Source organism: Micromonospora reichwaldensis (assembly GCF_031845925.1).
GTDB classification, from domain to species: domain Bacteria; phylum Actinomycetota; class Actinomycetes; order Mycobacteriales; family Micromonosporaceae; genus Micromonospora; species Micromonospora reichwaldensis.
Window position 1 is genome coordinate 57,553 of the sequence record NZ_JAVRFL010000007.1, and the last position, 25,482, is coordinate 83,034.

The 25,482-nt window shown below is 73.4% G+C and carries 22 protein-coding genes; 12 read left to right on the top strand and 10 right to left on the bottom strand.

Going from position 1 to position 25,482, the window contains the following annotated elements; genetic code table 11:
- The first annotated feature begins 92 nt into the window (after positions 1-92).
- Positions 93-365: a GlsB/YeaQ/YmgE family stress response membrane protein gene (locus tag RM555_RS07795; protein ID WP_311411082.1), complete on the top strand. Its 273-nt coding sequence runs from the start codon at positions 93-95 to the stop codon at positions 363-365.
- A 129-nt stretch (positions 366-494) separates the two neighbouring features.
- Here the strand turns inward: RM555_RS07795 and RM555_RS07800 are convergent, their stop codons facing one another.
- On the bottom strand, positions 495-839 hold the full coding sequence (locus RM555_RS07800; RefSeq protein ID WP_311411083.1) for a TraR/DksA family transcriptional regulator: 345 nt from the start codon (positions 837-839) through the stop codon (positions 495-497).
- 456 nt (positions 840-1,295) lie between these two features.
- Between RM555_RS07800 and RM555_RS07805 the strand changes: the two genes are divergently transcribed.
- Entirely contained in the window at positions 1,296-2,039 is a 744-nt protein-coding gene (locus tag RM555_RS07805) for an N-acetyltransferase (RefSeq protein ID WP_311411084.1), read from the top strand.
- Here RM555_RS07805 and RM555_RS07810 read toward each other — a convergent pair.
- On the bottom strand, positions 2,023-3,141 hold the full coding sequence (locus RM555_RS07810; protein WP_311411085.1) for a hypothetical protein: 1,119 nt from the start codon (positions 3,139-3,141) through the stop codon (positions 2,023-2,025). The two genes, RM555_RS07805 and RM555_RS07810, sit on opposite strands and share 17 nt — an antisense overlap.
- Before the next feature lie 130 nt (positions 3,142-3,271).
- Entirely contained in the window at positions 3,272-4,432 is a 1,161-nt protein-coding gene (locus RM555_RS07815; RefSeq protein WP_311411086.1) for an epoxide hydrolase family protein, read from the bottom strand.
- A 178-nt stretch (positions 4,433-4,610) separates the two neighbouring features.
- Between RM555_RS07815 and RM555_RS07820 the strand changes: the two genes are divergently transcribed.
- Positions 4,611-5,330 (top strand): ElyC/SanA/YdcF family protein, encoded by a 720-nt coding sequence (locus RM555_RS07820; RefSeq protein ID WP_311411087.1) that lies wholly within the window; start codon positions 4,611-4,613, stop codon positions 5,328-5,330.
- An 83-nt stretch (positions 5,331-5,413) separates the two neighbouring features.
- Here RM555_RS07820 and RM555_RS07825 read toward each other — a convergent pair whose 3' ends face one another.
- The gene (locus tag RM555_RS07825) at positions 5,414-6,610 is read right to left on the bottom strand and encodes a peptidoglycan DD-metalloendopeptidase family protein (RefSeq protein WP_311411088.1); all 1,197 of its coding nucleotides are present in this window, start codon (positions 6,608-6,610) and stop codon (positions 5,414-5,416) included.
- A gap of 252 nt (positions 6,611-6,862) precedes the next feature.
- On the opposite strand from RM555_RS07825, the gene RM555_RS07830 reads away from it, so the two are divergent.
- Positions 6,863-7,915 carry a zinc-dependent alcohol dehydrogenase gene (locus RM555_RS07830; RefSeq protein ID WP_311411089.1) on the top strand — a complete coding sequence of 351 codons (1,053 nt, stop codon included), beginning with the start codon at positions 6,863-6,865 and terminating at the stop codon, positions 7,913-7,915.
- Positions 7,916-7,940: 25 nt separating this feature from the next.
- Here RM555_RS07830 and RM555_RS07835 read toward each other — a convergent pair whose 3' ends face one another.
- The 3 genes from RM555_RS07835 to RM555_RS07845 all read right to left on the bottom strand — a co-directional run bounded on the left by RM555_RS07835 (position 7,941) and on the right by RM555_RS07845 (position 11,306).
- On the bottom strand, positions 7,941-8,897 hold the full coding sequence (locus RM555_RS07835) for a DUF1152 domain-containing protein (RefSeq protein WP_311411090.1): 957 nt from the start codon (positions 8,895-8,897) through the stop codon (positions 7,941-7,943).
- Positions 8,898-8,952: 55 nt separating this feature from the next.
- The gene (locus tag RM555_RS07840) at positions 8,953-9,780 is read right to left on the bottom strand and encodes a DUF72 domain-containing protein (protein WP_311411220.1); all 828 of its coding nucleotides are present in this window, start codon (positions 9,778-9,780) and stop codon (positions 8,953-8,955) included.
- A gap of 167 nt (positions 9,781-9,947) precedes the next feature.
- Positions 9,948-11,306: a glycoside hydrolase family protein gene (locus RM555_RS07845; RefSeq protein WP_311411091.1), complete on the bottom strand. Its 1,359-nt coding sequence runs from the start codon at positions 11,304-11,306 to the stop codon at positions 9,948-9,950.
- 495 nt (positions 11,307-11,801) lie between these two features.
- Here RM555_RS07845 and RM555_RS07850 point away from each other — a divergent pair, with 495 nt between their 5' ends.
- From RM555_RS07850 to RM555_RS07880, 7 genes are read left to right on the top strand one after another with little or no spacing between them, the layout of a single operon-like run.
- Entirely contained in the window at positions 11,802-12,854 is a 1,053-nt protein-coding gene (locus RM555_RS07850) for a LacI family DNA-binding transcriptional regulator (protein ID WP_151455491.1), read from the top strand.
- A gap of 32 nt (positions 12,855-12,886) precedes the next feature.
- On the top strand, positions 12,887-14,482 hold the full coding sequence (locus RM555_RS07855) for an FAD-dependent oxidoreductase (protein WP_311411092.1): 1,596 nt from the start codon (positions 12,887-12,889) through the stop codon (positions 14,480-14,482).
- A gap of 23 nt (positions 14,483-14,505) precedes the next feature.
- The gene (locus RM555_RS07860; protein ID WP_311411093.1) at positions 14,506-15,789 is read left to right on the top strand and encodes an ABC transporter substrate-binding protein; all 1,284 of its coding nucleotides are present in this window, start codon (positions 14,506-14,508) and stop codon (positions 15,787-15,789) included.
- A 12-nt stretch (positions 15,790-15,801) separates the two neighbouring features.
- Positions 15,802-16,749, top strand: coding sequence for a carbohydrate ABC transporter permease (locus RM555_RS07865; RefSeq protein WP_311411094.1), 948 nt, complete (start codon positions 15,802-15,804; stop codon positions 16,747-16,749).
- On the top strand, positions 16,739-17,581 hold the full coding sequence (locus RM555_RS07870; protein ID WP_311411095.1) for a carbohydrate ABC transporter permease: 843 nt from the start codon (positions 16,739-16,741) through the stop codon (positions 17,579-17,581). The genes RM555_RS07865 and RM555_RS07870 overlap by 11 nt, the downstream gene beginning before the upstream one ends.
- Positions 17,578-18,537 carry an ROK family protein gene (locus RM555_RS07875; protein WP_311411096.1) on the top strand — a complete coding sequence of 320 codons (960 nt, stop codon included), beginning with the start codon at positions 17,578-17,580 and terminating at the stop codon, positions 18,535-18,537. Before RM555_RS07870 ends, RM555_RS07875 begins: the two co-directional genes overlap by 4 nt.
- Entirely contained in the window at positions 18,534-19,229 is a 696-nt protein-coding gene (locus RM555_RS07880; protein WP_311411097.1) for an N-acetylmannosamine-6-phosphate 2-epimerase, read from the top strand. The genes RM555_RS07875 and RM555_RS07880 overlap by 4 nt, the downstream gene beginning before the upstream one ends.
- On the opposite strand, the gene RM555_RS07885 is transcribed toward RM555_RS07880, so the two are convergent.
- Positions 19,222-20,283 (bottom strand): LacI family DNA-binding transcriptional regulator, encoded by a 1,062-nt coding sequence (locus tag RM555_RS07885; protein WP_311411098.1) that lies wholly within the window; start codon positions 20,281-20,283, stop codon positions 19,222-19,224. The two genes, RM555_RS07880 and RM555_RS07885, sit on opposite strands and share 8 nt — an antisense overlap.
- A gap of 344 nt (positions 20,284-20,627) precedes the next feature.
- Between RM555_RS07885 and RM555_RS07890 the strand changes: the two genes are divergently transcribed.
- Entirely contained in the window at positions 20,628-23,567 is a 2,940-nt protein-coding gene (locus RM555_RS07890) for a glycosyl hydrolase family 28-related protein (protein ID WP_311411099.1), read from the top strand.
- A 3-nt stretch (positions 23,568-23,570) separates the two neighbouring features.
- Here the strand turns inward: RM555_RS07890 and RM555_RS07895 are convergent, their stop codons facing one another.
- Both RM555_RS07895 and RM555_RS07900 read right to left on the bottom strand, forming a co-directional pair.
- Positions 23,571-24,503 (bottom strand): diacylglycerol/lipid kinase family protein, encoded by a 933-nt coding sequence (locus tag RM555_RS07895; RefSeq protein ID WP_311411100.1) that lies wholly within the window; start codon positions 24,501-24,503, stop codon positions 23,571-23,573.
- Between the two features lie 167 nt (positions 24,504-24,670).
- Positions 24,671-25,480 (bottom strand): methyltransferase domain-containing protein, encoded by an 810-nt coding sequence (locus RM555_RS07900; protein ID WP_311411101.1) that lies wholly within the window; start codon positions 25,478-25,480, stop codon positions 24,671-24,673.
- Positions 25,481-25,482 lie beyond the last annotated feature (2 nt).

The window sequence follows — 25,482 nt, forward strand, 5'->3', positions numbered from 1 at the left end:
AGCTGTGGAAGTGACCGGGAGTGGTTTCACCGCCCTTCCGGCGGGGGCAACACCGCAGCTCGACGACAACTCTCCCGGAAGGACGGCTCCACGTGGAAGTCACCGGTTTCTTCACTGCCATCATCATCGGCCTGATCATCGGGGCGTTGGGCCGCCTGGTCGTTCCCGGGAAGCAGAACATCCCGATCTGGCTCACACTGCTCATCGGTGTGGTGGCGGCGATCCTCGGCACCCTCGTCGCCGGTGCCCTGGGCGTCGACGACACCAAGGGGATCGACTGGATCGAGCTGGCCCTCCAGGTCGTCTTCGCCGCGATCGGTGTCGCCATCGCCGCCGGCGCCTACGGTCGCCGACGCATCCGCTGACCTGCACGTCCCACGGCGCCGGCCCGCCCTCCTGGCGGGCCGGCGCCGTGCTGTCCGCCGAGGCGCCGGGAACCCGCCGCGCCGACCGTGTCCCTCGACGGAACGCGCCGCCGACGACAGGTGGCGGCCCTACCGGCGACAGTCGCAGCCGTCGCCGGTACGCCGACGAGGCTCCGGCTGGCAGGTGGCGCAGAGCCGGGTCGACGGGCGATGCGCCAGCTCCTCGATCGGGATGTCGCGGTCGCACCCTCCACAGGTGCCGTAGCGGCCCTGTTCCAGGTAGTGCAGTGCGCGGGCGATGTCACCCAGGGCCCGCCGCGTGGCGGCGGTCAGGGCGGAGGCCGCCGCAAGATCGGCGCCGTCTGAGCGCAGCCGTCGGGCCTGCCGGTCCAGCAGCGCCAACTGGATGCTGTGCCGCTCGTACTGCTCCTCCAGGACGATCCGGAGCACCCCCAGCTCGGCCTGCCTGTTCACGACGTACACGATCGGTCCTTCTCCCTGCTCGGAACGAAAAGAAAGGGCGGAGCGCTGATGCGCTCCGCCCGCCGGTGCCGGTCCTGTGGATTTCGGACGGGTGGCGGCGGGCGGCGCTGACGAGGCGCCCGCCGGGTCGGCGGCGCGACGATCGGCGCGACGGCGCCCCGGCGGACGCGGACGACCGACGGCACGACGAGGCGACGGGCGATCGCCCCCGCGACGAGGTGGGCCCGCGGTCCGGTCGTCGCGGTGGTCCGCGACGGGGCGGGAAACTCCTGGTGCGCCGCGGTGCGGGGCTGCCGGGAGGGGCCGGGGGCGGTCACGGCGCCACCATAGACCGGACGCCCGCGTACCGGCCAGCGCCCGGCCGGGTCGGTCCGGGCGGCCGTGACCCGCCGCACAGGCCCCGAAATCGACGTGCGCGTGGCGACCCCGGCGCTCTAGGTTTCCGCCGTGACCCTCGACATCGTGTGCCTGGCGGACCGCCCCGAACTCGGCCGTTCGCTCGACGAGGACTTCGACGGGGCGTGGCCGCCGTTCATGCTGTGGGACCCGATGGGCACGGTGTACTACGGCGTCGCCCACGACCTGTATCCCGAGTTCGTGTTCGCCGCGGTCGACCCCGCCGACCCCGCCCGCGCGGTCGCCCGGGCGTACGCGGTGCCGTTGCGCTGGACGGAGTCCGAGCTTCCCGACGGCGGCTGGGACCGGATGATCCAGCGGGCCACCGTCAACCGCCTGACCGGCGCCGACACGAACATGGTCTCGGCGTTGGAGATCTGCATCCGGCCCGACCGGCGCGGCACCGGGTTGTCCGCCGTGATGCTGGCCGCCATGCGGAAGGCCGTCGCGGAACTGGGCTACGACACGCTCGTCGCGCCGGTCCGGCCGAGCGGCAAGCACACCCGGCCCGAGCTGCCGATGGCGCAGTACGCGGCGCAGGTCCGCGAGGACGGCCTGCCGGTCGACCCCTGGCTACGGGTGCACGTCCGCGCGGGCGGACGCATCGAGCGCGTCGCCACCCGGTCGATGACGATCGCCGGGACCCTCGCCGACTGGCGGCGCTGGACGGGCCTGCCGTTCGACGTCAGCGGGCCGGTCCACGTGCCGGGGGCCCTCGTGCCGGTGCACTGCGACGTGGCGCACGACCACGCCGTCTACGTCGAGCCCAACGTCTGGGTCAGGCACCGCCTCTAGGCGGGTCGGGCCGCGGTCCGGCCGCGGGCCAGGTGCGGGCCGCCGGGGAGATGTGCACGCACGCGTCACCCGGTCCGGGCGCGGCGTCGCCGTCCGGCTCGCCGCGCGGGCAGGCGAGCCACGGCAGCGGTGGCACCAGCGCGGCGGCCCCCGAGGTCGCCGCGCCCGTCCTGCGCGCCACCGGCTCGCCGGGGACGGCTGGGGCGGTCGCGCCGGTGGGGGTCGCGCCGGTGGGGGTCGATGGCGCGGCGGCGGGGATGTCGCCCCGTGCGCCCTCGTCGGCCCGGTACGGCGGACCGCCCCGCTCCGGCGCGGCCGTGCCGACGGCGGTCAGCGTCACGAACGTCACCGCGACGACGGCGGCGGCGAGGGCCGCGCGGGGGCCGGCACGCAGCCCGCTCGACGGGGCCTGATCCGGGTGGACCGGCGGCGGTGGCACCGGCCGCGCCCGCCGGTGGGCGGCCAGGATCGCCTCGAGCTGCGCGGCGACGGCGGCCCGTCCACCCGTGGCGGCGGCGAAGGCGAGGGTGAGGTAGAAGCGGAAGTTCACGGTCCCGGCGGCGGGCACCCGCAGCCCGGCGAGCCGCCGCCCGTCGGTGGCGTGCAGCAGGGTGAGCGGGAGCGCGGGATGGTGCGCCGGCCCCGCCAGGTCCGCGTACCTCCACTCGTGCCGCCGCCCGCGTGGGGAGGAGAAGGCGACGCGGCGGCTGGTCACGACGGCCATCCCCGTGTCGAGGGCCCGCACGCCCCTCGGCAGCGCGCGGCCGGCGACGTCGTCCGTGGCGACGGTCAGGCCCGGGGCGGGCAGCCCGGTGCCGTGCCGCGCGTCCACCTCGACCAGGTCCGCGACCGGCAGTACCCGGTAGACGACCTCGTCGTCGTCGAGCGCCACCGGCAGGCCGGCACGCGGCTGCGTGCAGCCGAGGAACCCGGCCGCCTCGATCCGCAGCCGGACCAGGTGGTCGTGGTGCCGCTGCCAGGCCGCGAACCGCGCGTCGTACGCGCGCCGCCGCCGGTCGTTCTCGCGTTCCGCCCACCTGATCCGCCAGCCAGGCTGCGCCGAGGCCGGGATCGCCATGATGGAGTACGAGGCTGCCGTCACGCCTCGTACAACCACCGGCCGGTCGATGAGGAAACTGGCGCCGGTCGATACTTCCCATTGCTACCGGTAGGGGCGGTTCGGCCCCCGACCCGGACCACTGGACGCCCTTTCCGGCCCGGCGACCCTGGGCTCAGGCCCCGCGGAGGGTCCGGGCGAACCGGCGGATGTCGTCGACCAGGAGCCCGGGCTGCTCCAGCCCCGGGAAGTGCCCCCCGCGGTCGTGCTCGGTCCACTGCACGATGTTCGGGAAGGCCTGCTCGGCCCAGGCCCGGACAGGCTGCGAGGGGTCGTGCGGGAAGACCGCCACCCCGAGCGGCACCGGCACCGGGGGCTGCTGCCGCGGCGCGGCGCTGACCGGGAGCATGTCCGCCGTCTCGTGGTAGAGCTGGGCGGAGGAGCCCGCCGTCCGGGTGAACCAGTAGAGCGACACGTTGGTGAGCAGGCGGTCCCGGTCCACGGCGTCCTCCGGGCTCTTGCCGGAGTCGGTCCACTCCTTGAACTTCTCCACGATCCACGCGAGCTGCCCGACCGGGGAGTCGGTCAGGGCGTACGAGAGCGTCACCGGGCGAGTGGCCTGGATCTTCATGTAGCCGGACTCGTCGTCGACGAAGTGGGCCAGCCGGGCGAGCCGCCGGCCGGTGTCCTCGTCGAGCGCGCCCAGCTCGCGCGGGTCGCCGGGGGGCGGCGTGATGAGGAAGTTGACGTGCGCCCCGATCGCGTGCCCGGCGTCCCCCGCCGCGAGCGCGACCGTCACCCAGGAGCCGAAGTCGGTGCCCTGCGCCAGGTAGCGGTCGTAACCGAGCCGGTCCATCAGCTCGGCCCACGCCCCGGCGATGCGCGGCACGCCCCAGCCGGTCCCGGTGAGCGGACCGGAGAAGCCGTACCCGGGCAGGGACGGGATCACCACGTGGAAGGCGTCCGCGGGGTCACCCCCGTGGGCGCGCGGATCGGTCAGCGGCCCGACGAGGTCGACGTACTCCAGGAAGCTGCCCGGCCAGCCGTGGGTGAGGACGAGCGGCGTCGCGTCCGGTTCCGGGGAACGCACGTGCAGGAAGTGCACCGTGGCGCCGTCGATCTCCGTGACGAACTGCGGGTACTCGTTCAGCCGCGCCTCGGCCGCCCGCCAGTCGTACCCGCTGCCCCAGTAGTCGGCCAGCTCCCGCAGGTAGGACTGCGGCACGCCGCGTTCCCAGCCGTCCGCTCCCGGCTCGTGCGGCCACCGGGTGTCGGCCAGTCGTCGGCGCAGGTCGTCGATGTCGGCCTGCGGAATCTCGATGCGGAACGGCTTCATCCCAGCGCCCTCCAGGGTCACGGCTCGCGCGAGATTCACATCCTTGACGGCGTACGCGGGGGCGCGCACCTTCCCCCGTGCGGTCTGCCGCGCGGGCCGGCGGCAGGCTCGGTCGGGGTGGCCGCCGCGTCGAAGCTCTCCGAGGTCACGCCGGGGACTCCCGCAGTATCGTCGTCCGATGCGGACGAGGGCGGAGCATGCGGCGAACCCGGACGGAGGAATCCCTCGGATCGTCAGGGAGGAGGACCTCGCCGGCTTCACGGCCGGCCAGTTCCTGGACGTGCTGAAGGCCCTCACGGCGATCCTCACGCTGCCCCGGTCGGCCGCCGACCACGTCGACGCCCTCGTCGTGGTCACCGGCCAGGGCGAGGAGTGGCGGCTCCGCCACGCCATCCGCGACTGGGAGGCGAACCCGGGGCTGCGTCACCTCCTGGTGACGAACGGGAACCCGGCTGAGCAGACGTACGTCGACCTCACGCTCGACCACCTGCGCGGCCTCGGCCTCCGGCGCGCCGAGGGGGTCTTTCTCCAGGCCGGCGCCGCCCCCCACACCGGCCGGCAGGCCGCCTGGATCGCCGACCGGGTGCAGGGCCTCGGCGTCGCGAGCCTCGCGCTCGTCGTCTCCCCCTACCACCTGACCCGCGCCTACCTCACGGTCCTCAAGGCGCTGGACAGGAAGGACCTCCGCCTGCCCGTCATCCCCGTCCCCGTGGCCGTCTCCCCGGACACGCCCGTCCCGGAGACCGGGGCCACCGCCTACGACCTCGTGCCGGGGGAGGTGACACGGATCCTCACCTACATGGACGAAAAGCAGGTCGCCACCCTCGGGGAACTCCAGCAGTACCTGCGGTGGCTGTGGAGTCGCCACGAGTCTCTCCTCGTCGGCGCCCCGGGCTGACCCGCCCGACACCCGGCCGCCCACGAGGCAGGGGCCCCGCCGAGATGGCGGGACCCCTGCGTCGACGCTCGGTCGGGTGCCGGTCAGCACCAGCCGTTGATCGGGCCGTTCACCCCGCTCGCCAGGTAGGCGTCGGACACCCAGGTGCCGTCGCTCAGCCGGTTCCACAGCGCGGTGGTGCCGTACCGCCCGGCGTGGGAGGTGCCGTTGGCGGAGCAGGAGACGGTGACCGTGGCGCCGTCGCCTACCGATCCCCGCACGGCGTAGCCGGTGCCGGGGCCGGACCGCTTGTTCACCGAGCCCCCACCGTTGGCGTCGACCACCGCCTGGTTGAAGCCCAGCGCCCCGTAGTTGTAGAGGCCGGCGCCGGCGCCGGCCCAGACCGAGCCGTGCCGCGCCCCGCCCTGGTAGGCGGCAGCGCCGTTGGCGAACTCCCACTTGCCGATGCTGTGGCCGGCGATGCCGACATAGGCGCTGTTCTGCCGCAGCCCGAAGTGGACGTGCCGACCGTACGCCGCCCCGCCGCAGGTGACGTCGGTGCCCGTGTAGCCCAGGTACGCGCCCTGGCCGACGGCGGCGCCGTTGACCGAGATGCTGCTCCACAGGTGGTAGTAGTCGGTCGAGTAGCCCCGGTCGTGGATCACCCGGATCCACCCCGTGCACATCGTGTACGCCGTGCCGGCCCGCGCCGCCCGGACCACCTGGTCGCCGCCGGCCAGGTCGATCGAGCTGTACGGCGCCTCGTAGCCGCCCCAGCCGTGCGGGCCGCTGGTCAGCGTCCACGTCTGACCCACCGCGAAGGGCAGGGCCATCCCGGTCCGATAGTCGCCGCCCGCCTGCATGGTGCTCGGGGTGCGGGCGAAGACCGCCTTCTCCTGCTTGTTGACCAGGGGCGACTCGGCGGCCAGCTCGCTGAACCCGGCCTCGCCGTCGAAGTTCACCCGCCACGTGCCGGCCTCGGCACGGGCGATGAAGATCGCGCCGGTCGGATGGACGTCCTTCTCGTGGGTGGTGACGGCGACGGCGGTGCCGAAGGCCCACGGGCCGTTCCTGCGGGTGACGGTCACCCGGGTCTCGGAGCTCTCCGGGTGCGCCACCGCGGAAGTCTCGGCGTGCTCCGCCTCCGCGGCCTGGACCTGCGCGCGCAGCTTGGCGGTGACGGCGTCCTCGACGCTCACCCGCACCGGCTCCGGCTTGGGCACGGCGGCGTGCACGGCGGTGCCGCTGACCAGGAGCTCCGTCGCCAGCAGGGCTGTGGCGACGCCGGCCCATCGTCTCATGTGCACCATTGACGACCTCTTTCAAATCGAAGGACATCGCTAAGTGGTGCTGACGATAGACAGAACGAGGAAGATTGTCTACATGTTGACCCGCCGGCAATGAAGGTATGTTTCGGCGCGGGGCCGAAGATCCACCGTCGGCGGCGGGGGTCCCGGCCGGATCGGGGACGTCCCGCCGCGCGAATCTGCTGGTAGACGCCCCGTGGCGCGGGTCGGGTGCGAGACTGGAGCTGTCGCCGAGGGGGATCCCGTATGTCTGCTGGTCGCTACCTCGCGGTCGCCGGTCCGCGCGAACTCCGCGCGGGCGAGGTGTCCGCGACCGAGCCCGGACCCGGCCGCGTGACCGTCGACATCACGTACACGGGGATCTGCGGCACGGACGTCCACGGTTACACCGACGGGCACATGCTGCCGCCGGCGGTCTTCGGGCACGAGTGGACCGGTTCGGTCTCGGCGGTGGGCGCCGGCGTGGACGGGCTGCGGGTCGGCCAGCGCGTGGTGGGCGCGGTGGGGCCGGCGTGCGGCCGTTGCCGCCAGTGCGTCGCCGGGCACGCCCGCCACTGCGACACCGTGTTCGCCGAGGCCAACGGGGTCGACGCCGACGCACCGCCGCACGGCGCCTTCGCCACCCGGGTGCAGGTGACGGCGCGGCGGGTCGTCCCGGTTCCGGAGGGCCTGTCGGCGGTGGAGGCGGCGCTCGTGGAGCCGGCCACGGTCACCTTCCACGCCGTGCGGCGGGTGGCGGCGGAGTACGGCAGCACCACGCTGGTCCAGGGCGCCGGCCCGATCGGGCTGCTCACCGCCCAGCACGCGCGCAACGCCGGGGCGGGGCCGATGATCATCTCGGAGCCTTCCGCGGCGCGCCGTACGCTGGCCGGCAAGCTCGGCTTCGCCCACGTGGTCGAGCCCGCCGACCTGCCGGCCGCGCTCAACGAGCTCACCGCGGGCATGGGCGCCGACGTCGTGTACGAGTGCAGCGGCGTTCCGTCGCTGCTCCAGCCGTCGGCGGAGCTCGTGCGCCGGGGCGGGACGCTCGCGCTGCTCGGCTACCCGCTGGAGAACTCGAGCGTCAGCTACGGCGACTGGCAGAGCCGGGAGCTGACGGTGATCGGGTCACTGGCCTACCAGCACGAGGACTTCGTGGGCGCGATGCACGCGATCGCCGCACGTCGCATCGACGTGGCGGCACTGCACACGGGCACCTTCGGGCTGTCGTCGCTGAAGGACGTCCTCGACGAACTCGACTCGGGCCGCAGCGAGCACACCAAGGTGCTGATCGACCCGAACCAGCCGGACCGGGCCTGAGTCGGCGGGCCGCGCAGCCGCCGCGTCAGTGCGGGAAGGCCCGGGGCGTGCGCCGCTCGATCTCGTCGCGGAAGTCCTCGATCCGGGAGGCCACCTGTCGCATGCCGACGGTGTGCTCCAGGCGGTCGAGATAGAGCGAGCGGCGGGCCAGGCCGTCGAGGTCGAAGCTGAAGTAGATCGCCATCAGCGGGTTGACGAACAGGGTGCTGCCCCGGGTACGGCGGGTCACGTGCACGTCCCCGTCGGCGCCGAGGATGGCGGCGGCGATCTGCCCGTGCACGATGCTGGGCCGCAGCGGCGTGGCCGCCTGCCCGTACGCGACCGCGTCCCGGTACAGCCGCGCCTCCCGGCTGCTGCCCGGAATGGACAGTGCCCCGAGGTACGCGCCGTCGCGGTCGAGGGCCGCGATGTTCTCCAGCACCTGGGTGTGGTTGACCCCGTGGTACGCGTCGATGCCGAACCCGAGGCACACCACCAGCTTCACCGGCACGTCCAGACCGGCGACCGCGGCGAGGCTCGTCATGTCCTCGACGGGGGTGCCCAGGCCGGCCTCGTCGCCGCGCATGAGGATGTCGGTGCCCCCGTCGACCAGCACCACCGCGTCCACTCCGAGCGCGTCGACCAGATGCCGGTAGGCGGCGCGCAGCGGCTCCACGCCCACCTGCGGGAAGGCGTAGACGGTGCACGGCTGGTCGTTGGCGGCGAGCCAGCGGGCCAGCGCCCGTTCCGGGAAGTAGTCGTCAGGACCGGCGGTGTCCGGGGTGACGGCGGCGACGTCCTGCGCCGCCCAGGCGTCCAGGTCGAGCAGCTCGAGCCGGGTGAAGGAGAGGTTGGCCAGGTGTACGGTCCGGACGGCGTCGCGCAACGCGACGGCCAGGGGAATCGCGGCGTACACGTCGAAGCCACCACCCGCGCCGGCGATCAGCACGGTGCGGGCCGGCTCCAGCGCGGCGAACAGCGGTGGTACGGCCAGCGACCGCATCGGGCCTCCTCAGGTGACCGCCGCAGGGTTTCCGTGGCAGGCGGGACGGGTCCGTTCAGAACAGCGTCGACGGTCCGACCGGCTCCGGCTCGGGCAGCGGCTCGACCTCGGGCAGGCGCGCCCGCACCTCGTCGTGGAACCGGCGGGCGAGCTCGGGCGCGTCGGCGTTGTCCGGGGTGTGCACGAAGATCGTCGGTGATCGGCCCTCGCGCAGCCACCCGGTCACCACGTCGAGCCACGGCTGCCAGCCCTCGACCGTACGTGCGGGGTCGTCGCGGCCGAGGTAGCGGACGATCGGCCGGTCGGTCAGCGCGCGGGTGCGCAGCGGGGTACGCGGCTTCCTGGTCCACGCCTCGCGTTCCGCGTCGCTGGTCGGCGGGGTGCGGAAGAACGCGGTCGTGTCGAAGGGCACCCACTCCGCGCCGACGGTGGCGAGCGCCTCCTCCAGCGTCCGCGCCGCCCGGGGGTCGTCGAAGAACGCCGGGTGCCGGACCTCCACGGCGTACCGGTGGGCGGCGGGCAGCCCGCGCAGGAAACGGGCCAGCGCGGGTACGTCGGCCGGGCCGAACGAGCCCGGCAGCTGGATCCAGAGGGCGTGGGCCCGTGGGCCGAGGGGTTCGACGGCGTGCAGGAAGGCCCGGAGTTCCTCGTCGGCGCCGGTGAGCCGACGCTCGTGCGTGACGACCTTCGGCAGCTTGGGCACGAACCGGAAGTCGGGGCCGGTCTGCTCCGCCCAGGAGGCGACCGTCTCCCGGGCCGGGGTGGCGTAGAAGGTGGTGTTCCCCTCGACCGCCGTGCACCAGCCGGCGTACGCGCGCAGCCGCTCGTGGGCCGGCAGCGGATGCGCCAGAAAGCGCCCCTGCCACGACTTGTGCGTCCACATCGCGCACCCCACGTGCAGGCGCATCGGATCCTCCCACCGCTCGACGGCCCGACGCGGGGTGACCCGCGCCGCGGGTACGGTATCCGGCCGCACCGGCGGCGGCGAGCCCAGGCACGGGCGCCGGCCGTGCCCGTGCGGCACGGCCGGCGCCCAGGTCCCCTGGTCCGTCAGTCGCGGCCCAGGTCGTGCGGCACGGTGACCGTCACGGTGCAGCCGACCGGGCGGCCGATCTCGTCGTGCCCCGCGTACGTCAGGGAGTAGACCCTGTCCCCACCGGCGCCGTCGCGCTCGGCCCGCAGCCGGCCGCTGGTGCCCGGGGTGCCGACGGTGAAGCCGCTGACGTCCGCGGCGTCGCCGCCGGTCACCGCCGTCAGGTTGAGCGCGTACGGGCCGAGGACCCCGTCGCGCAGGTCCGCCGTCACGGTGACGTCGACCATCTGGTGGTTCGGCGGCCACAGCACCGGCCGGTCCACCACGCAGTCCACGTCGCGGGTGGGCACCGGCCGGTCCAGGGTGGCGACGGCATGGCCGATCGTCGCGGTGAGCCGCCCGCCGGCCTCGTAGTACATGTGCGCGGTGCGCCCCTCGAAGTAGAACGTCGGCGCGGCCGAGCGCCCCAGGTCGGGCGCGGCGACCATCGAGTCGTGCACGACGCCGAGGTGGACCTCCCGGTCGAAGTTCTCGCCGACGTCCACGGCGTGCATGTTGCCGTCGGCCGCGTGGAAGATCACCAGGTTGCGGCCGTTCCAGCGCAGGAAGAACGGGCCCGAGGCGTTCGGGCCCTGGATGCCCTGCGGGGTCACGATCGGGTCGGGCTGGATCGTCCAGGTCCGCGCGTCCGGGGAGACCGCCCAGCGGATCCGCCGGGACACCGGCCCGCTCGGCCCGGGCGGCGCGGCGGTCGGGTTGTCCATGAAGAGCATCAGGTACCGACCGCCCAGCCGCGGCACGGCGTGCTCGAACACCCGGGCGTAGGAGGTCTCCCCGCCGGTGCTGTCGTCGCGGCTGATCGCCGTCCCGCCGTAGTCGAAGTGGATGCCGTCCTCGGAGGTGGCGTACCGGGTGATCGAGTTCTCGCCGTGGAAGTAGAGGAACAGCTTGCGCTCCCCCTCCACCCAGATGGCGTGCGGGGAGGAGATGTGGCTGACCGTGGAGTAGTGGGGCAGCCAGGTGTTGCCGATCAACGGGTTGGCCCGGTACTCGGTCCACGGACCGTTGATCGAGTCCGCGTACGCCAGGGCGATCCCGCCGGGCCGCTCGTGGGGCGCGTAGTACAGGTAGTAGGTGCCCAGCGGGTTGGGGAAGTAGTCGGCGGCCCGGATGACGCTCGGGAAGATGAACTCGTTTGTCGGGTTGTAGGTGAGGGCGCTCTTGTCGAACGCGGTGCCCGCGTAGGTGAAGCGCGGGAAGTCGGGGGCCGGATCGGCGGCGGCCGGAGCCGCACCGGCCAGCGCGGTCACCAGCATGCCCGCGCCGGCTGCCGCCACGGCGGCGCGACCGGGCACTCGGACGGATGCTCTCGTCATCGCTGTTCCTGCTCTGTCGGGGGATGGTGGGGCTCCCCCACCGCCCGGGCGGGCCGTCGACGTACGGGGCCGTCGACGGAGGAGCCCAGGGATGGGGACGGGTACGCCGGTGACGACTGTGGACGCCGCGCAGCACGCCGCAGGGCGGCACGAAGTCACGCTGCGTGAGACGGCTGGCTCACCGCGAGGGTGAGCAGGCCGCCCGGGTCGAGTGCTAATACGTATTACCATCAATCCTTCTCGAATGCTGCTCGACCCGGGCGGGTCTTGTCAAGAGGACGGCAGCCAGCCCCGGCGGGGCGGCCCGCCGGGCCCGGCGGGAGCCACCCGGCCGCGAGGGCGGGGCGGGTCGCCCGGAGCTAATCCGCATTACTCCAGGGACTTCATCTCCGAGAAATCTCTGCGTCCACCCCTTGACACACACCCGGTCGGCCCGCGAGGCTCCTCCCCAACGCCGAGCGCTAATACGCATTAGCCGCACCGGAAGGACCTGTCGTGCCCTCTACACCCCGACGCGTCACGCAGCGTGACATCGCGCGGCTGGCTGGCGTCAGTCAGGCGACCGTGTCGCTGGTGCTCAACAACCGGGCCGACGCCGACGTCCGCATCGCGCCCGAGACCCGCGACCGCGTGCTGCGGACCATCGCGGAGACCGGGTACGCCGCCGATCCCGTGGCCCGCCGGCTCGCCGCACGGTTCAACCGGATCATCGGCGTCTTCACCTACGAGCCCGCCTTCCCCAGCGGCAGCCGCGACTTCTTCCACCCCTTCCTGCTGGGCATCGAGGAGTACGCGGAACGGGCCGGCTGCGACCTGCTGCTGTTCACCAGCGCCCCGGTGGTCGACGGTCGGCGCCGCATCTTCCACCAGGACAACCGGCTCCGCCTCGCCGACGGCTGCATCCTGCTCGGGCGGGAGATCGACGCCGCGGAGCTGCACCGGCTCAACCGCGACGGCTTCCCGTACGTCGCCGTCGGCCGTCGCGACGACGCCGGCGGCCCGGTGCCGTACGTCGGTGCCGACTACGCGACGGCGGTGGGCGAGCTGGTCGCTCTGGCCCTCGCCCGCGGTCACCGGCGCCTGGCCTACCTGAACACGGACCTGACCGCGGAGTCCTCGGCGGACCGGCGGCGCGGGTTCGTCGCGGCCGCGACGGCCGCGGAGAGCGCCCGCCACCTGACGACCGTCGCCCGGGACGCCGAGGTCATCCTCGACGACCTGCTGGCCGACGGGACCACGGTGGCCTTCGTCGAGGACTTCGCCACCGCCGTGGCGCTGGAGCTGGCCAGCCGGCGGCGCGGCCTGGGCGTGCCCGGCGACCTGTCGATCCTGACGCTCGGCGACCCGACGGTCCCGGTTCCCACCGACCTCGCGTTCACCGGATTCCGCATCCCCCGCGAGGAGATGGGCCGGCAGTCGGTCGAGGTGCTCGCCAGCGTCATCGACGGCAGCGCCGTCGGCGTCCAGCAGCGGCTCCTGCCCTGCGAACTCGTCGAGGGCGACACCCTCGGCACCCCTGATCGGCGGTCCACCGCAGCTGAGCGGTGACCGTGCAACCCGGAAGGAAGCAAGTGGTACAGATGCGTGCGGACGTCCTCGTCGTCGGGGGCGGGCTGGGCGGGGTGGCGGCGGCGCTCGCCGCGGCCCGGGCCGGCCGGTCGGTCATCCTGACCGAGGAGTTCGACTGGCTCGGCGGGCAGCTCACCAGCCAGGCCGTCCCGCCGGACGAGCACTCCTGGATCGAACAGTTCGGAGCCACCGCGAGCTACCGGGCCCTGCGCACCGGGATCCGTGACTACTACCGCCGGCACTACCCGCTCACCGAGCGGTCGCGGGCCTGGACCGACCTCAACCCGGGAGCCGGCTGGGTGAGCCGGGTCTGCCACGAGCCCCGGGTGGCCGTCGCCGTCATCGAGCAGATGCTGGCGCCGTTCCTCGGCTCCGGCCGGCTGACGGTGCTCCAGCCGTACCGGCCGGTCGCCGCGGAGACCGACGGGGACCGGGTGGTCGGGGTGACCGTCGCGCACCGCGACCGGGACGAGCGGATCGACCTCGTCGCGCCGTACATCCTGGACGCGACGGAGACCGGCGAGCTGCTGCCGCTGACCGGCACCGAGTACGTCACCGGCTTCGAGTCGCAGGCCGACACCGGCGAGCCCAGCGCGCCGGCCGAGGCGCAGCCGATGAACATGCAGGCCGTCTCCGTCTGCTTCGCCCTCGACCACGTCGACGGCGACCACACCATCGAGCGGCCGGCGAACTACGACTTCTGGCGCGACTACAAGCCCGACTTCTGGGGCGACCGGCTGCTGTCCTGGCGGTCGCCGCACCCGCGCACCCTGGAGATCGTCGAGCGCAGCTTCACGCCCAACCCGGACGACGACCCGCTGGCCGTCAACGCCGACCAGCGGCTCAACCCCGGCGACGGCAACCTCTGGACGTTCCGGCGCATCGCCGCCCGGCGCAACTTCACCGACGGCGCGTACGACAGCGACATCACGCTGGTGAACTGGCCGATGATCGACTACTTCGAGGGTCCGGTCATCGACGTGCCGAACGCGTCGTGGCACCTGAGCAAGGCCCGCGAGCTGTCGTACTCGGTGCTCTACTGGATGCAGACCGAGGCGCCCCGGCCGGACGGCGGGACCGGCTTCCCCGGCCTGCGCCTGCGCGGCGACGTGACCGGCAGCCGCGACGGCCTGGCGCAGGCGCCCTACATCCGGGAGTCGCGCCGCATCCGGGCCGAGTACACGGTCGTCGAGCAGGACCTGTCGCTGGCCGTGCGCGGCGAGCACGGCGCGGTCGCCTACCCGGACTCGATCGGCGTCGGGATGTACCGCATCGACCTGCACCCCTCCACCGGCGGCGACAACTACATCGACGTCGGGTCGTGCCCGTTCGAGATCCCGCTGGGCGCGCTGATCCCGCAGCGGGTCGAGAACCTGCTCCCGGCCGGCAAGAACATCGGCACCACCCACATCACCAACGGCAGCTACCGGCTGCACCCGGTCGAGTGGAACGTCGGCGAGGTCGCCGGCCTGCTCGCCGACTTCTGTCTGGCCCGGGGCGAGTCCCCGCGCGCGGTCCGCGGCACCCCCCGCCTGCTGGCCGACTTCCAGGACCGCCTCTCGGCGGCCGGCGTGGAGATGCGCTGGCCCCAGGTCGCGGGCTACTGAACACCCCCGAAGAGGAGAAGATCATGAGATTGGGAAAGGCTGTGCGCGGTGTCGCGGCGACACTGGCCGGCGTCCTCGCGCTGTCCGCCTGCGGCGGCGGTGACGACGCCGCGGACAAGGGTCCCGCCAACCTGCGGATGACCGTCTGGTCGGCCAACGAGGCGCACCTCAAGCTGTTCAACGAGATCGCCGACGAGTACCGCAAGAGCCACCCGGACGTCGCGTCCATCAAGTTCGACCCGCTGCCGTTCGAGAACTACACCACGACGCTGACCACCCAGATCGCCGGCGGCAACGCGCCCGACCTGGCCTGGGTGTTCGAGAACTCGGCCCCCGACTTCGTCGCCTCCGGCGCGCTGCTGCCGCTGGACGAGAAGCTCAAGAAGACCGAGGGCTACCAGTACGACGACATCTCCCCCGCCACCCTCAAGCTCTGGCAGGACGGGGGCAAGCTGTACGCGTACCCGTTCTCCACCTCGCCGTTCGGCGTCTTCGTCAACACCGACATGCTCAAGAAGGCCGGGCAGAAGACCCCGGCCGAACTGATCGCGGCCGGGCAGTGGAACTGGGACACCGCGCTGACCGTCGCCGGCGCCACCGCCGGCGCGACCGGCAAGGCCGGCCTGGTGATCCGCGACTTCGACTACAAGGGCTGGGACAACCTGTCGACCCTCTGGACGGGTTGGGGCGCCCAGGCGTGGAGCGAGGACGGCAAGTCCTGCGGCTTCGCCGCCCCGGAGATGGTCGAGGCGATGACCACCCTGCACAAGGCGATCTTCACCGGCAAGGCGCTGCCCGGCCCGGGTACGACCGCCGACTTCTTCGCCGGTGACGCCGCCATGACGGTCACCCAGATCTCCCGCGCCTCGCTGCTGAAGCCGGACGGCTTCGGCTGGGACCTGGTGCCGCTGCCGGCCGGGCCGAAGGGCAACTACTCGGTGGTCGGCCAGGCCGGCGTCGGCGTGATGAAGAAGAGCAAGAACGCGGACGCGGCGGCGGACTTCCTCGCCTTCCTGACGAACCCCACCAACTCGGCCAAGCTGGCCCAGTTCTTCCCGCCGCCGCGCCAGTCGCAGCTCACCGCGGAGACGCTGGCCAAGACGAACCCGACGCTCAAGCCCGAGCAGTTGCAGAAGGTCGTCATCGACGGCATCACCAACGGCGTGGTCAAGCCCAGTCACGCCGGGCAGGCCGAGCTGAGCCAGCAGGTGCGCGCCGGGCTCGACCCGCTCTGGAAGGCCGACGCGGACGTCAAGGCCGTCCTCGAAGGTGTCTGCACCAAGATCCAGCCGCTGCTGGCGAAGTAGGGCAGCCTGACCATGTCCCAGACGGACACGACGGTGGGCGGGGTCGAGGCCCCGCCCACCCGGGACCGGTCGCGGCCGTACTGGACCAGCCGCCGCCGCGACCAGCTCACCGGTTACCTGTTCATCGCTCCCCAACTGCTCGGCAGCGTCGTCTTCGTGATCCTGCCGCTGATCCTGGTGGTCTGGTACAGCCTGCACGAGTGGAACGTGCTGGCCGGCACGTTCGAGTTCGTCGGCACCGAGAACTACGCGAACCTCGCCGACGACACCAACCTCGGCTCGGTGCTGCGGGCCACCGGCCTGTTCTCGGTCGGGCTCGTGGTGTTCAACCTCGGCCTGGCCCTGCTGCTCGCCGTACTGCTCAACCAGAAGCTGCGCGGGACGATCGTGTTCCGCACCCTGTTCTTCTCCCCCGTGGTCGTCTCGCTGGTCGCCTGGACCATCGTGTGGGGATTCCTGCTGCAGGACAACGGCGGCGTGAACGGCCTGCTCGACACGGTCGGCGTGGACGGGCCGAACTGGCTGCGCGGTGAGGGCACCGCCATGTTCTCGGTCGTCGTGGTGCAGGTGTTCAAGAACGTCGGCCTGAACATGGTGCTCTTCCTCGCCGCCCTCCAGGGCGTGCCGGCCGAGCTGTACGAGGCCGCCGAGGTGGACGGGGCCAGCCGGCTGCGCCAGTTCTGGCGGATCACCGTACCGATGATCAGCCCGACCATCCTGCTCACGTCGATCATCACGGTGGTCGGCTCGTTGCAGGTCTTCGCGCAGATCGCGGTGCTCACCCAGGGCGGCCCCGGCACCTCGACCACGGTGCTCGTCTACTACCTGTACCAGCAGGCGTTCCAGTTCCACCACTTCGGTTACGGCGCCACCCTGTCGATCGTCCTGTTCGTCATCGTGCTCGCGCTCACCGTGCTCCAGTGGCAGATGCGTAAGAGGTGGGTCCACCATGAGTCGTGAGCTGTCGCGCCGGACCAAGCTGGTGCTCTACGGGGTGCTGATGGTCCTGGCGGTCCCGTTCGTCTTCCCGACCTGGTGGATGGTCACCTCGTCGCTGAAGCCGGTGGCGGACATCTTCGCCTTCCCGCCGAAACTGCTGCCGGTCGACGCGGAGCTGGACGCGTACCGGCGGGTGTTCGAGTTGCAGCCGTTCGGTCAGCAGTACCTGAACAGCCTCTACATCGCGCTGGTGGTCACCGTCGGCACCCTGGCGGTGGCGGCGCTGTCCGGGTACGCCTTCGCCCGGATCCGCTTCCGTGGCCAGAACGTGCTCTTCCTGGTGATCCTCGCCGGCCTGCTCATCCCGAGCGAGGTGACGATCGTGCCGCTGTTCCAGATGTTCTTCAAGCTGGGCCTGGTCGACACCCACTGGCCGCTGATCCTGGTGCCGATCCTCGGCGCGCCGAGCGTGCTGGCGACCTTCATCATGCGGCAGTTCTTCATCAGCCTCCCCGGCGAGTTGGAGGAGGCGGCCCGGGTGGACGGGCTGGGTCGGTTCGCCACCTTCTGGAAGATCGCCCTGCCGCTGTCCCGGCCCGCGCTGGGCGCGGTCGCCATCTTCACCTTCCTGCACAGCTGGAACCTCTACCTGGAACCGATCGTGTTCCTCTCCTCGCCGGAGAAGTTCACCCTGCCGCAGGCGCTCACCCAGTTCGTCGACGCCTACGGCGGCCCGATGTGGAACGTCCAGCTCGCCGCGGCGTCGATGACCGCGCTGCCGGTCCTGGTGGTCTTCGTCATCGCGCAGAAGCAGTTCGTCGAGGGCCTGGCGCACACCGGGCTCAAGGGATGACGGTGCCGGCGGCCCTGGTGGGCCTCGACATCGGCGGCACCAAGACGGCGGCGGCGCTGGTCGGACCCGACGGGCAGGTGCTCGGGCGTCGCCTGGCGCCCACCCCTGCCGGGTCGGGGCCGGCGGCGGTGTTGGACACCGCCGCGGGGCTCGTCCGGGAACTGCTCGACGCGGGCGGCGCCGGCCCGGTCGGCGTGGGCACCGCCGGCACGGTCGATCCGGCCACCGGCACCATCCGGTACGCCACCGACAGCCTGCCCGGCTGGGCCGGCACGCCCGTCGCCGACGAGTTGGCCGCGCGGCTGGCCCGGCCGGTCCGGGTCACCAACGACGTGAACGCCGCCGTGCTCGGCGAGAGCTGGGTCGGCGCGGGCCGGGACCGGCGGGACCTGGTGCTGGTCGCGGTCGGCACGGGCCTGGGCGGCGCGATGCTCCAGCACGGCCGGATCTCCACCGGCGCCCGGGGCGGCGCCGGCGAGGTGGGGCACCTCCCGGCTCCCGGCGCCGAGCGGCTGCGCTGCGGGTGCGGCCGGTACGGGCACCTGGAGGGCATCGCCTCGGGCACGGGACTGTCCGGCGCGTACGCCCTCGAGACCGGTGAGCGGATCACCGGGCGGGCCGTGGCCGAGCGGGCGGCGGCCGGTGAACCGGTCGCCCGGGAGGTGGTGGACCGCGCCGCCACGGCCCTCGGCCGGGCGCTCGCGGGGCTGGTCGCCCTGCTCGATCCGCAGGCGGTGGTGCTCGCGGGCGGGGCGGCCGACGCCCTGTTCCCCGGCGCCCGCGCCGCCTTCACCGCCGAACTTCCCGCGGCCTGGGCGGACGTGTCCCTGCTCCCGGCGGCGCTCGGCGCGGACGCGGTCGTCGTGGGCGCCGCCCGGCTGGCGGGTCTCCCGGGCCCCGGCCGGCAGGCGGCCGGCAGCTCCGCCGTGGTCACCGACGAGAGGACGAGAACGTGAGTGTGTTCGACGAGCTGGCCGGCGGCCTCGTGGTCTCCTGCCAGCCGGTGCTCGACGACCCCGACGACCCGATGCGCGACCCGTACGTGCAGGCCCGGGTGGCCGCGGCGGTGGTTCGGGGCGGCGCGGTCGCCGTCCGGGCCAACGGCACCGCCGACGTCCGGGCCATCCGCGCCGCCGTCGACGTGCCGGTCATCGGGCTGCACAAGCAGGGCGTCGAAGGGGTCTTCATCACCCCGACGGCGGCGCACGCGCTCGACGTGGCCGCGGCCGGGGCGCACATCGTCGCCGTCGACGCCACCGACCGTCCCCGTCCGGACGGGCGCAGCTTCGCCGACACCGTCCGGGCGGTCCGGGAGCGGAGCGACGCGCTGGTCCTCGCCGACGTCTCCACCGTCGAGGAGGGTGTGGCCGCCGTGCGGGCCGGTGCGGACGCCGTCGCGACCACCCTCTCCGGCTACACCCCGGCCAGCCCGCCGACCGACGGGCCGGACCTGACGCTGGTGGCCCGGCTCGCCGACCTGCTGGCGGTGCCGGTGATCGCCGAGGGCCGCTACCGCAGCGCCGAGCAGATCGGGCAGGCGTTCGCGGCGGGCGCCCACTCGGTGGTGATGGGCAACGCGGTCACCTCGCCGCTGTGGCTCACCCGTCGCCTGGTGCCGGCCACCCCGGCGGGCGCCCGGCTCACCTGACGGCGCGTGGCCGGGTGCCCGCCGGCGCCGCGGCGGTGGTCCCGGGCACGACGGCGCAGGGCAGGCTGCGTTGCAGGGCGTCGGCGCTCGGCGCGGGACCGACCAGCTGTTCGAAGAGCAGTCGCACGGCCCCCGCGCCCATCTGCTCGCGGGGGATCCGGAAACCGGTCCAGTCGATGTCGCCGGGACTGCCGTCCTCGGCGTCGCCGAGCTGGGCCAGCGACAGGTCCCCGGGAACGGACATCCCCCGGGCCAGCGCCGCCGCCCGGATCCGCGGGGCCAACCCGGACGGCCAGACGACCGCCGCGGTGAGGCCGTTGTCGTCGAGCAGGTCGAGGGCCTCGCCGCCGGTCAACCCGGCGCCGTCCAGCACGACCGGGCGGCTGCGGGCGGCGCGTACCGCCTGCTGGTAGCCCTGCGCGCGGTCGGCCGACGGCTCGTCCCGGCGCAGGTCGCCGAGGAAGCCGACCCGTTCGTGGCCGAGGGCGAACAGCCGCTCGACCACCTCGCGGGTGGCGGTCACGTAGTCGGCGCCGACGTACGGCACGATGCCGGCGTCGGACTCCCGTCGACCGATGAAGGCGAACGGGAAGTCGCGGCCGAGCAGGTCCGCCAGGTCACGCTTGTCGTCGTGGCGGCCGAGCAGGACGCAGCCGTCGGCGACGCCGAGCCGGCGGGAACCGTCGCCGAGCAGGCGCCGCCCCTGCCGGGCCGGGGTGCTGGTGAAGAAGAGCAGGTCGCAGTCGAGCTCCTCGGCCTGCGCCTCGACCCCCACCAGGAACGGGTGGTAGAAGTCCCGGCTGTCGCGCGGGAAGACCGGCTCGTAGGTGAAGACGCCGATGATCCGGGTGCGCCCCCCGGCCAGGCGTTGGGCGGCCGGGTTCGCGACGTACCCGGTCATCCGGATGGCGTCGAGCACGCGTTGACGGGTCTGCTCACCGACGCGTCGGCGACCCGTGTCGCCTCCCTTGAGGATCAGTGACACGGTCGCCTGGCTGACCCCGGCGAGCCGGGCGACGTCGGCCTGGGTGGCCCGTCCGTTGGTGCCTGGCATCCTTGTCACCTCCGTGTCCCGGCCGCTCGCCGGGGGCCCGCTCCCGCGCCGTCGCCCCGGCTGGTCATGCGCATGACCACACGATCGCACACGGCGACGTCTCGGGAGCGGGCTGCCGTGAATGATCAGCCCGCCGGCCGCCGCAAGTCAATGTTACGCGGGGGTTTCATATTCTGGCGGCCCGGCTCTTGACAGCTCGGGCCTGCGGAAACATTCTGGTTATGCGCATGACCACATGGTCGCCGACCGGTCCCGACAGGGGCAGGAAAGGCGTACCGATGATCCAAGCTCCACCCCGGCGGGCAGCCGGCCGCCGACCCCCAGCGGGCCGGGCACGGGTCGGCATGCTGGCCGGTTCCCTCCTCCTGGCCGCCTCGGCCGTGGCGCCAGCGGTCGCCGCCCCGCCAGCGGCGGCCCCCACCCCACCGACCGCCTCGACCTCCGTCTACCGGAGCATGCCGACCGACCCGACCGCGGTCGTCCTCGGCAGCGCAGAGTTCCCGGTGCACGGCGACGGCGTCGGCGACGACACGGCCTCGGTGCAGGCCGCCATCGACGAGGCCTCCCGCCGGGGCGGCGAGAACTGGCTGGGCAACATCGTCGGCGGGGCACGCAACGTCACCGTCGGCGACGGCGGCGGCGTGGTCTTCGTGCCGCAAGGGCGTTACCGCCTCTCCCGGCAGGTGGACCTGCACGCCTCGGTACGCCTGATCGGGTTCGGCGCCGCGCGGCCCGAGTTCGTCCTCGGCGAGTCCACCCCCGGCTTCCAGGACGGCAACCAGTCCTTCCTCTTCGCCGCGCTGCGCCGGCCCTTCCAGCCCGGCGCGGCCCGCAGCTTCGGCAACAACGACACCTTCGGCACCGGCCTGGTCAACCTGGACATCCGGATCGGGCCCGGCAACCCCGCCGCGGTGGCCGTACGCTTCAGCGGCGCCCAGATGTTCGTCCTCCAGGACCTCGACATCCACGTGGGTACGGGTTACGCCGGGATCGACCACAACGCCAACCTGATCCAACGGGTCAACGTGTACGGCGGCACGGTCGGCATGCTGGCCTTCGCCGCCTCGCCCGGCTGGCAGACCACGCTGCTGGACACCACCTTCACCGGTCAACGCGAAGCGGCCGTCAAGCTGCACACGGACAGCAAGCTGAGCCTGATCCGCAACCGCTTCGCCGACTCGCCGGCCGGCATCGTCGCCACCCCGAACCAGACCCAGCGCCTCTACGTGCAGGACTCGGTCTTCGAGAACATCAGCGGGGCGGCGATCACCCTCAACGACAGCGAGTCCGTCGCGGGCGGCGGCGAGCCGGAACTCATCCGCGCCCAGAACCAGCTCAACGTGGTCGACACCGGGGTCACCGGCACCGGTGCGCTGCTGACCACCGTGCCCAGCGGACGCACCTGGGTCGGCCCCGGCCCGTCGTACCTGGTGCGCGACGCCACGCTCGGACTCCGGGTCGACGACGCGCTCGGCGACACCGAGCGGCGTACCGACGGCGTCCTGGTCTCCGCGACACCGGCCGCGCCGCCGAGCTTCGCCCGGCTGCTGCGCTCCGACGCGCCCCTGCCACCGGCCACCGGCGGCTGGGTCAACGTGGTCGAGTACGCCGCCGCCAGGGGCGTCACGGTCGGCAGCGGCACCAGCGACGACCACGCCATCTTCCAGCGGGCCCTCGACGAGCACGACACCGTCTACGTGCCGATGGGGCAGTACCTGATCGGGAACACCCTGCGGCTGCGGCCACAGAACAACCTGATCGGCCTGCATCCCCGCCAGACCTGGCTGAAGCTGCCGGAGAGCGCCGCCGGATTCACCGACCCGGACCGGCCGAAGGCGATGGTCCAGACCCCGCCCGGTGGGCGGAACCAGGTCACCGGCCTCGGCCTGGACTCCGCGCAGCAGACCGCGGGCTCGGTGCAGGTGCACTGGCGCTCCGGTGAGCGCAGCTACCTCGCCGACATCGCCACCCAGTTCGTGAAGTGGCACCCGGAGCGGACCGCGCCCGGCGACCCCGGCGCCGGTGATCCCGGCTACCAGTACCGGGGCCGGCACAAGTACAGCTTCTGGGTGCAGGGCGGCGGCGGGACCTTCGCCAACATCTGGAGCGTCGCCGGCTGGGCCGACAACGGGTTCCTCGTCGAGGACACCTCGGTGCGCGGCCGGATGTACGAGGTCTCCGTCGAGCACCACGAGCACCGCGAGGTCGTGCTGCGCCGCGTCCGCAACTGGCAGTTGCACGCGCTGCAGACCGAGGACCACATCTACGGCTGGCGGTCCCAGGCCGTCGAGCTGGACGACGTGCACGACGTCCTGTTCGGCAACACGGTCTTCTTCCGGGTGGCCACCGTGCAGGGCCCGTACCCGTACGCGGTGGGACTGCGCGACAGCAGCGGCATCGTGATCCGGGGCACCCGGGGCTACCGGCCGGACAACGTGGCCAACACCCGGTGGGGCGCCACCGTCGCCGACGTGGCGACCGGCCGGACCGTGCCCGAGATCGAGGTGGCGTACCTGGGGGTCGGGGTGACCGGCAGGAAGGCCGACCCGGCCGGCGCCCACGTCGCGCTGGACGCGCCGGAGGTCCGGGTGCTGCCCGGCCGGGCCGGGAGCGCCGTGCTGCGGGTACGCAACGACGGCCCCGGCCCGCTCACCGCCCTGACGGTCGCCGCCGACGCGCCGCCCGGCTGGCAGGTGCGGGCGCGGCCGGAGACCACCCGGCTGCCCGCGGGCGCCACCACGCCGGTCGCGGTGAGCGTGCAGGTCCCCGCCGACGCGGTGACCGACGGCACGGTCCGGTTGACCGTCGCGTTCACCCGGGCCAACCACCGGCAGGAGATCACGCAGACCCTGCGGGTGGGCGTGGCCGGGGAGAACCTCGCCCGGGGTGCTGCGGTACAGGCGAGTTCGGTGCTCTCCGGCAACGTCGCGGCCAACGCGGTGGACGGTGACCGGACGGGCGCCCGCTGGATCTCCGGCTCGGCCGACCCGGCACCGACGCTCACCCTGGATCTCGGCGGGCCGGCGCAGCTCCAGCGGCTCGACCTCTACAGCGGGGTGGCCGGCTCGGAGAGCCTGCGGGTGCGGGCGTTCCGGGTGGAGGCCCTGGTCGACGGGGCCTGGACGACCATCGGTTCGGCCGGGGCGAACACCGCCAACCCGGCCCGGGTCGACCTCGCCGGCGCGCCGACCGGGATCCGACAGGTCCGGCTCGTGTTCACCGAGCCCAGCCCGACCGACGGGTTGGCCCGGGTCTTCGAGGTGGAGATCCACGGCCTCCGCTGACGCTCAGGGAACGGGCCCGGGGCAGCAGACCGTCAGCGCCCCGGGCACCACCCGCACCTTGAGCTTGGTGACCTCTCCCCGGGCGCCGCCGTCCAGCTCGTACGTGCGGGGCGCGGCGAGCCGGACCTTGATCTTGCGGCCCCGGGTGATCCGCACGAACGGCGACTCCTCCGAGCGGCCGGCGGCCATCCGGCCGAGGGTGCGCGCCCAGTCCACCGCGCCGTCGGCGGTCGACACGCCGATCTCCAGGCAGCCGTCGTCGGGGCGGGCGTCGTCGAACGCCGGAATGCCGCCGGTGATCGTGCCGACGTTGCCGAACAGCACGCAGCTCGCGTCGCCGTCGAACCACTCCGCGCCGTCGACGGTGATCCGCGTGCCGACCAGTTCGCCCCGGACGTGCCGCAGCCCCGTCCACATGTAGGCGAGGCGACCGAGCTTGCCCTTCAGCGTGCGGTCCGCCTCGCGGATCAGGTCGCCGTCGAAGCCGGCACCGGCCATCACGGCGAAGTGCTCGCCGTTGAGCCGGCCCAGGTCGAGGGAGCGGCGCCGGCCGTGCAGGCCGATGCGGACGGCCTCGGGGAGGTCCTCCGGTACGCCCAGGTTGGCGGCGAAGAGGTTGGCGGTGCCGGCGGGCACGATCGCCATCGGGACGCCGGAGCCGGCGAGGGTGTCGGCGCAGCGCTGCACCATGCCGTCGCCGCCCCACACGAAGACCAGCTCGGCGCCCTTCTTCAGCGCCTTGCGGACCTTCTTCGGCGCCTTGCGGCTCTTCGGCACCTCGTACCAGACGAGGTCCTCGACGCCCGCGCCCGCCAGCTCCGCGCGCAGCTCGTCGAGGCCGCCGCCGAGGGTCTTCTTGCGGTGGGCGACGACCGCGACCGTGCCCACCCGGACGGCGGTCGCCGGCGCGTCGCCGACCGTGCTGCTCGTACCCATGACCGCCGTGGTACCCGGCCGGCGCGGTTTCCACGCCCGACCGGCCCGCCGGCGCGGCCAGCTCTGTCCGACCACGGCGCGGGTACGGCCGGTCGGCGCGGCGCCTCGGCGTGCGCCCCGCCGACCGGCCCGCCGGCGCGGCGGCGGTACGGGCGAGGGGAACCGCCTCACCGCCGGGCCGGACGCCGCCCCCGGGTCGACACGAACTGGTACGACATCACGACGAACCCGGGGTCGCGCAGGAGCCGACGGAACGCCTCCAGCTGGCCGGGCGACACACCCGCCTCGATCAGCTCCGGCGCCAACTGCCGGGAGTTCGTCGCGTACAGCGACGCGCCGAGCGAGCCACCGGGCCAGCTCTCGGAGTGGGTGACCGTGTCGACCTCGATGAGTCCCGCCGACGCGAGGTGGGCGTGCACGTCCTGCGCCCAGGCCAGGTCCGCGCCGTGGCTCTGCAGGACGTCGAGCATCGCGTCCGTCACGTGGGTGAAGAGCTTCGCCGCGTCGTCGCTCGGCGCGGTCAGCACGCGCAGCGGGGCCGTGCAGTCGAACTCCTCGACCACCAGCCACCCGCCCGGAGCCAGCGCGCCGGCCAGCGAGGCCAGCACGCGCCGCCGCTCCGGCAGGTGGAGCAGCACCAGCCGGGCGTGGATGAGGTCGAAGGCGTCGCCGGGCGGCGGCTCGCTGCGCACGTCGTGCCGACGGACGTCGAGGTTGCCCGCGGGGGCGAGGTGGGCGACGTCGATGTCGGTCGCCAGCACGCGTCCCGCCGGGCCGACCGCCTCGGCCATGCTCCGGGCGACCGAGCCCCCGCCGGCGCCGATCTCCCAGCACACGCGGCCCGGGGCGAGCACCGGGGCGCCGATCCGGGCCGCGGTGATCGGGTCCAGGAAGGACTCCAGCGCCCGCAGCTGGGGCACCGCCTCGGGGGATCCGTTGTCGAAGGTGTACTCGGTGTCACGGATGTCTGTCGGCATCG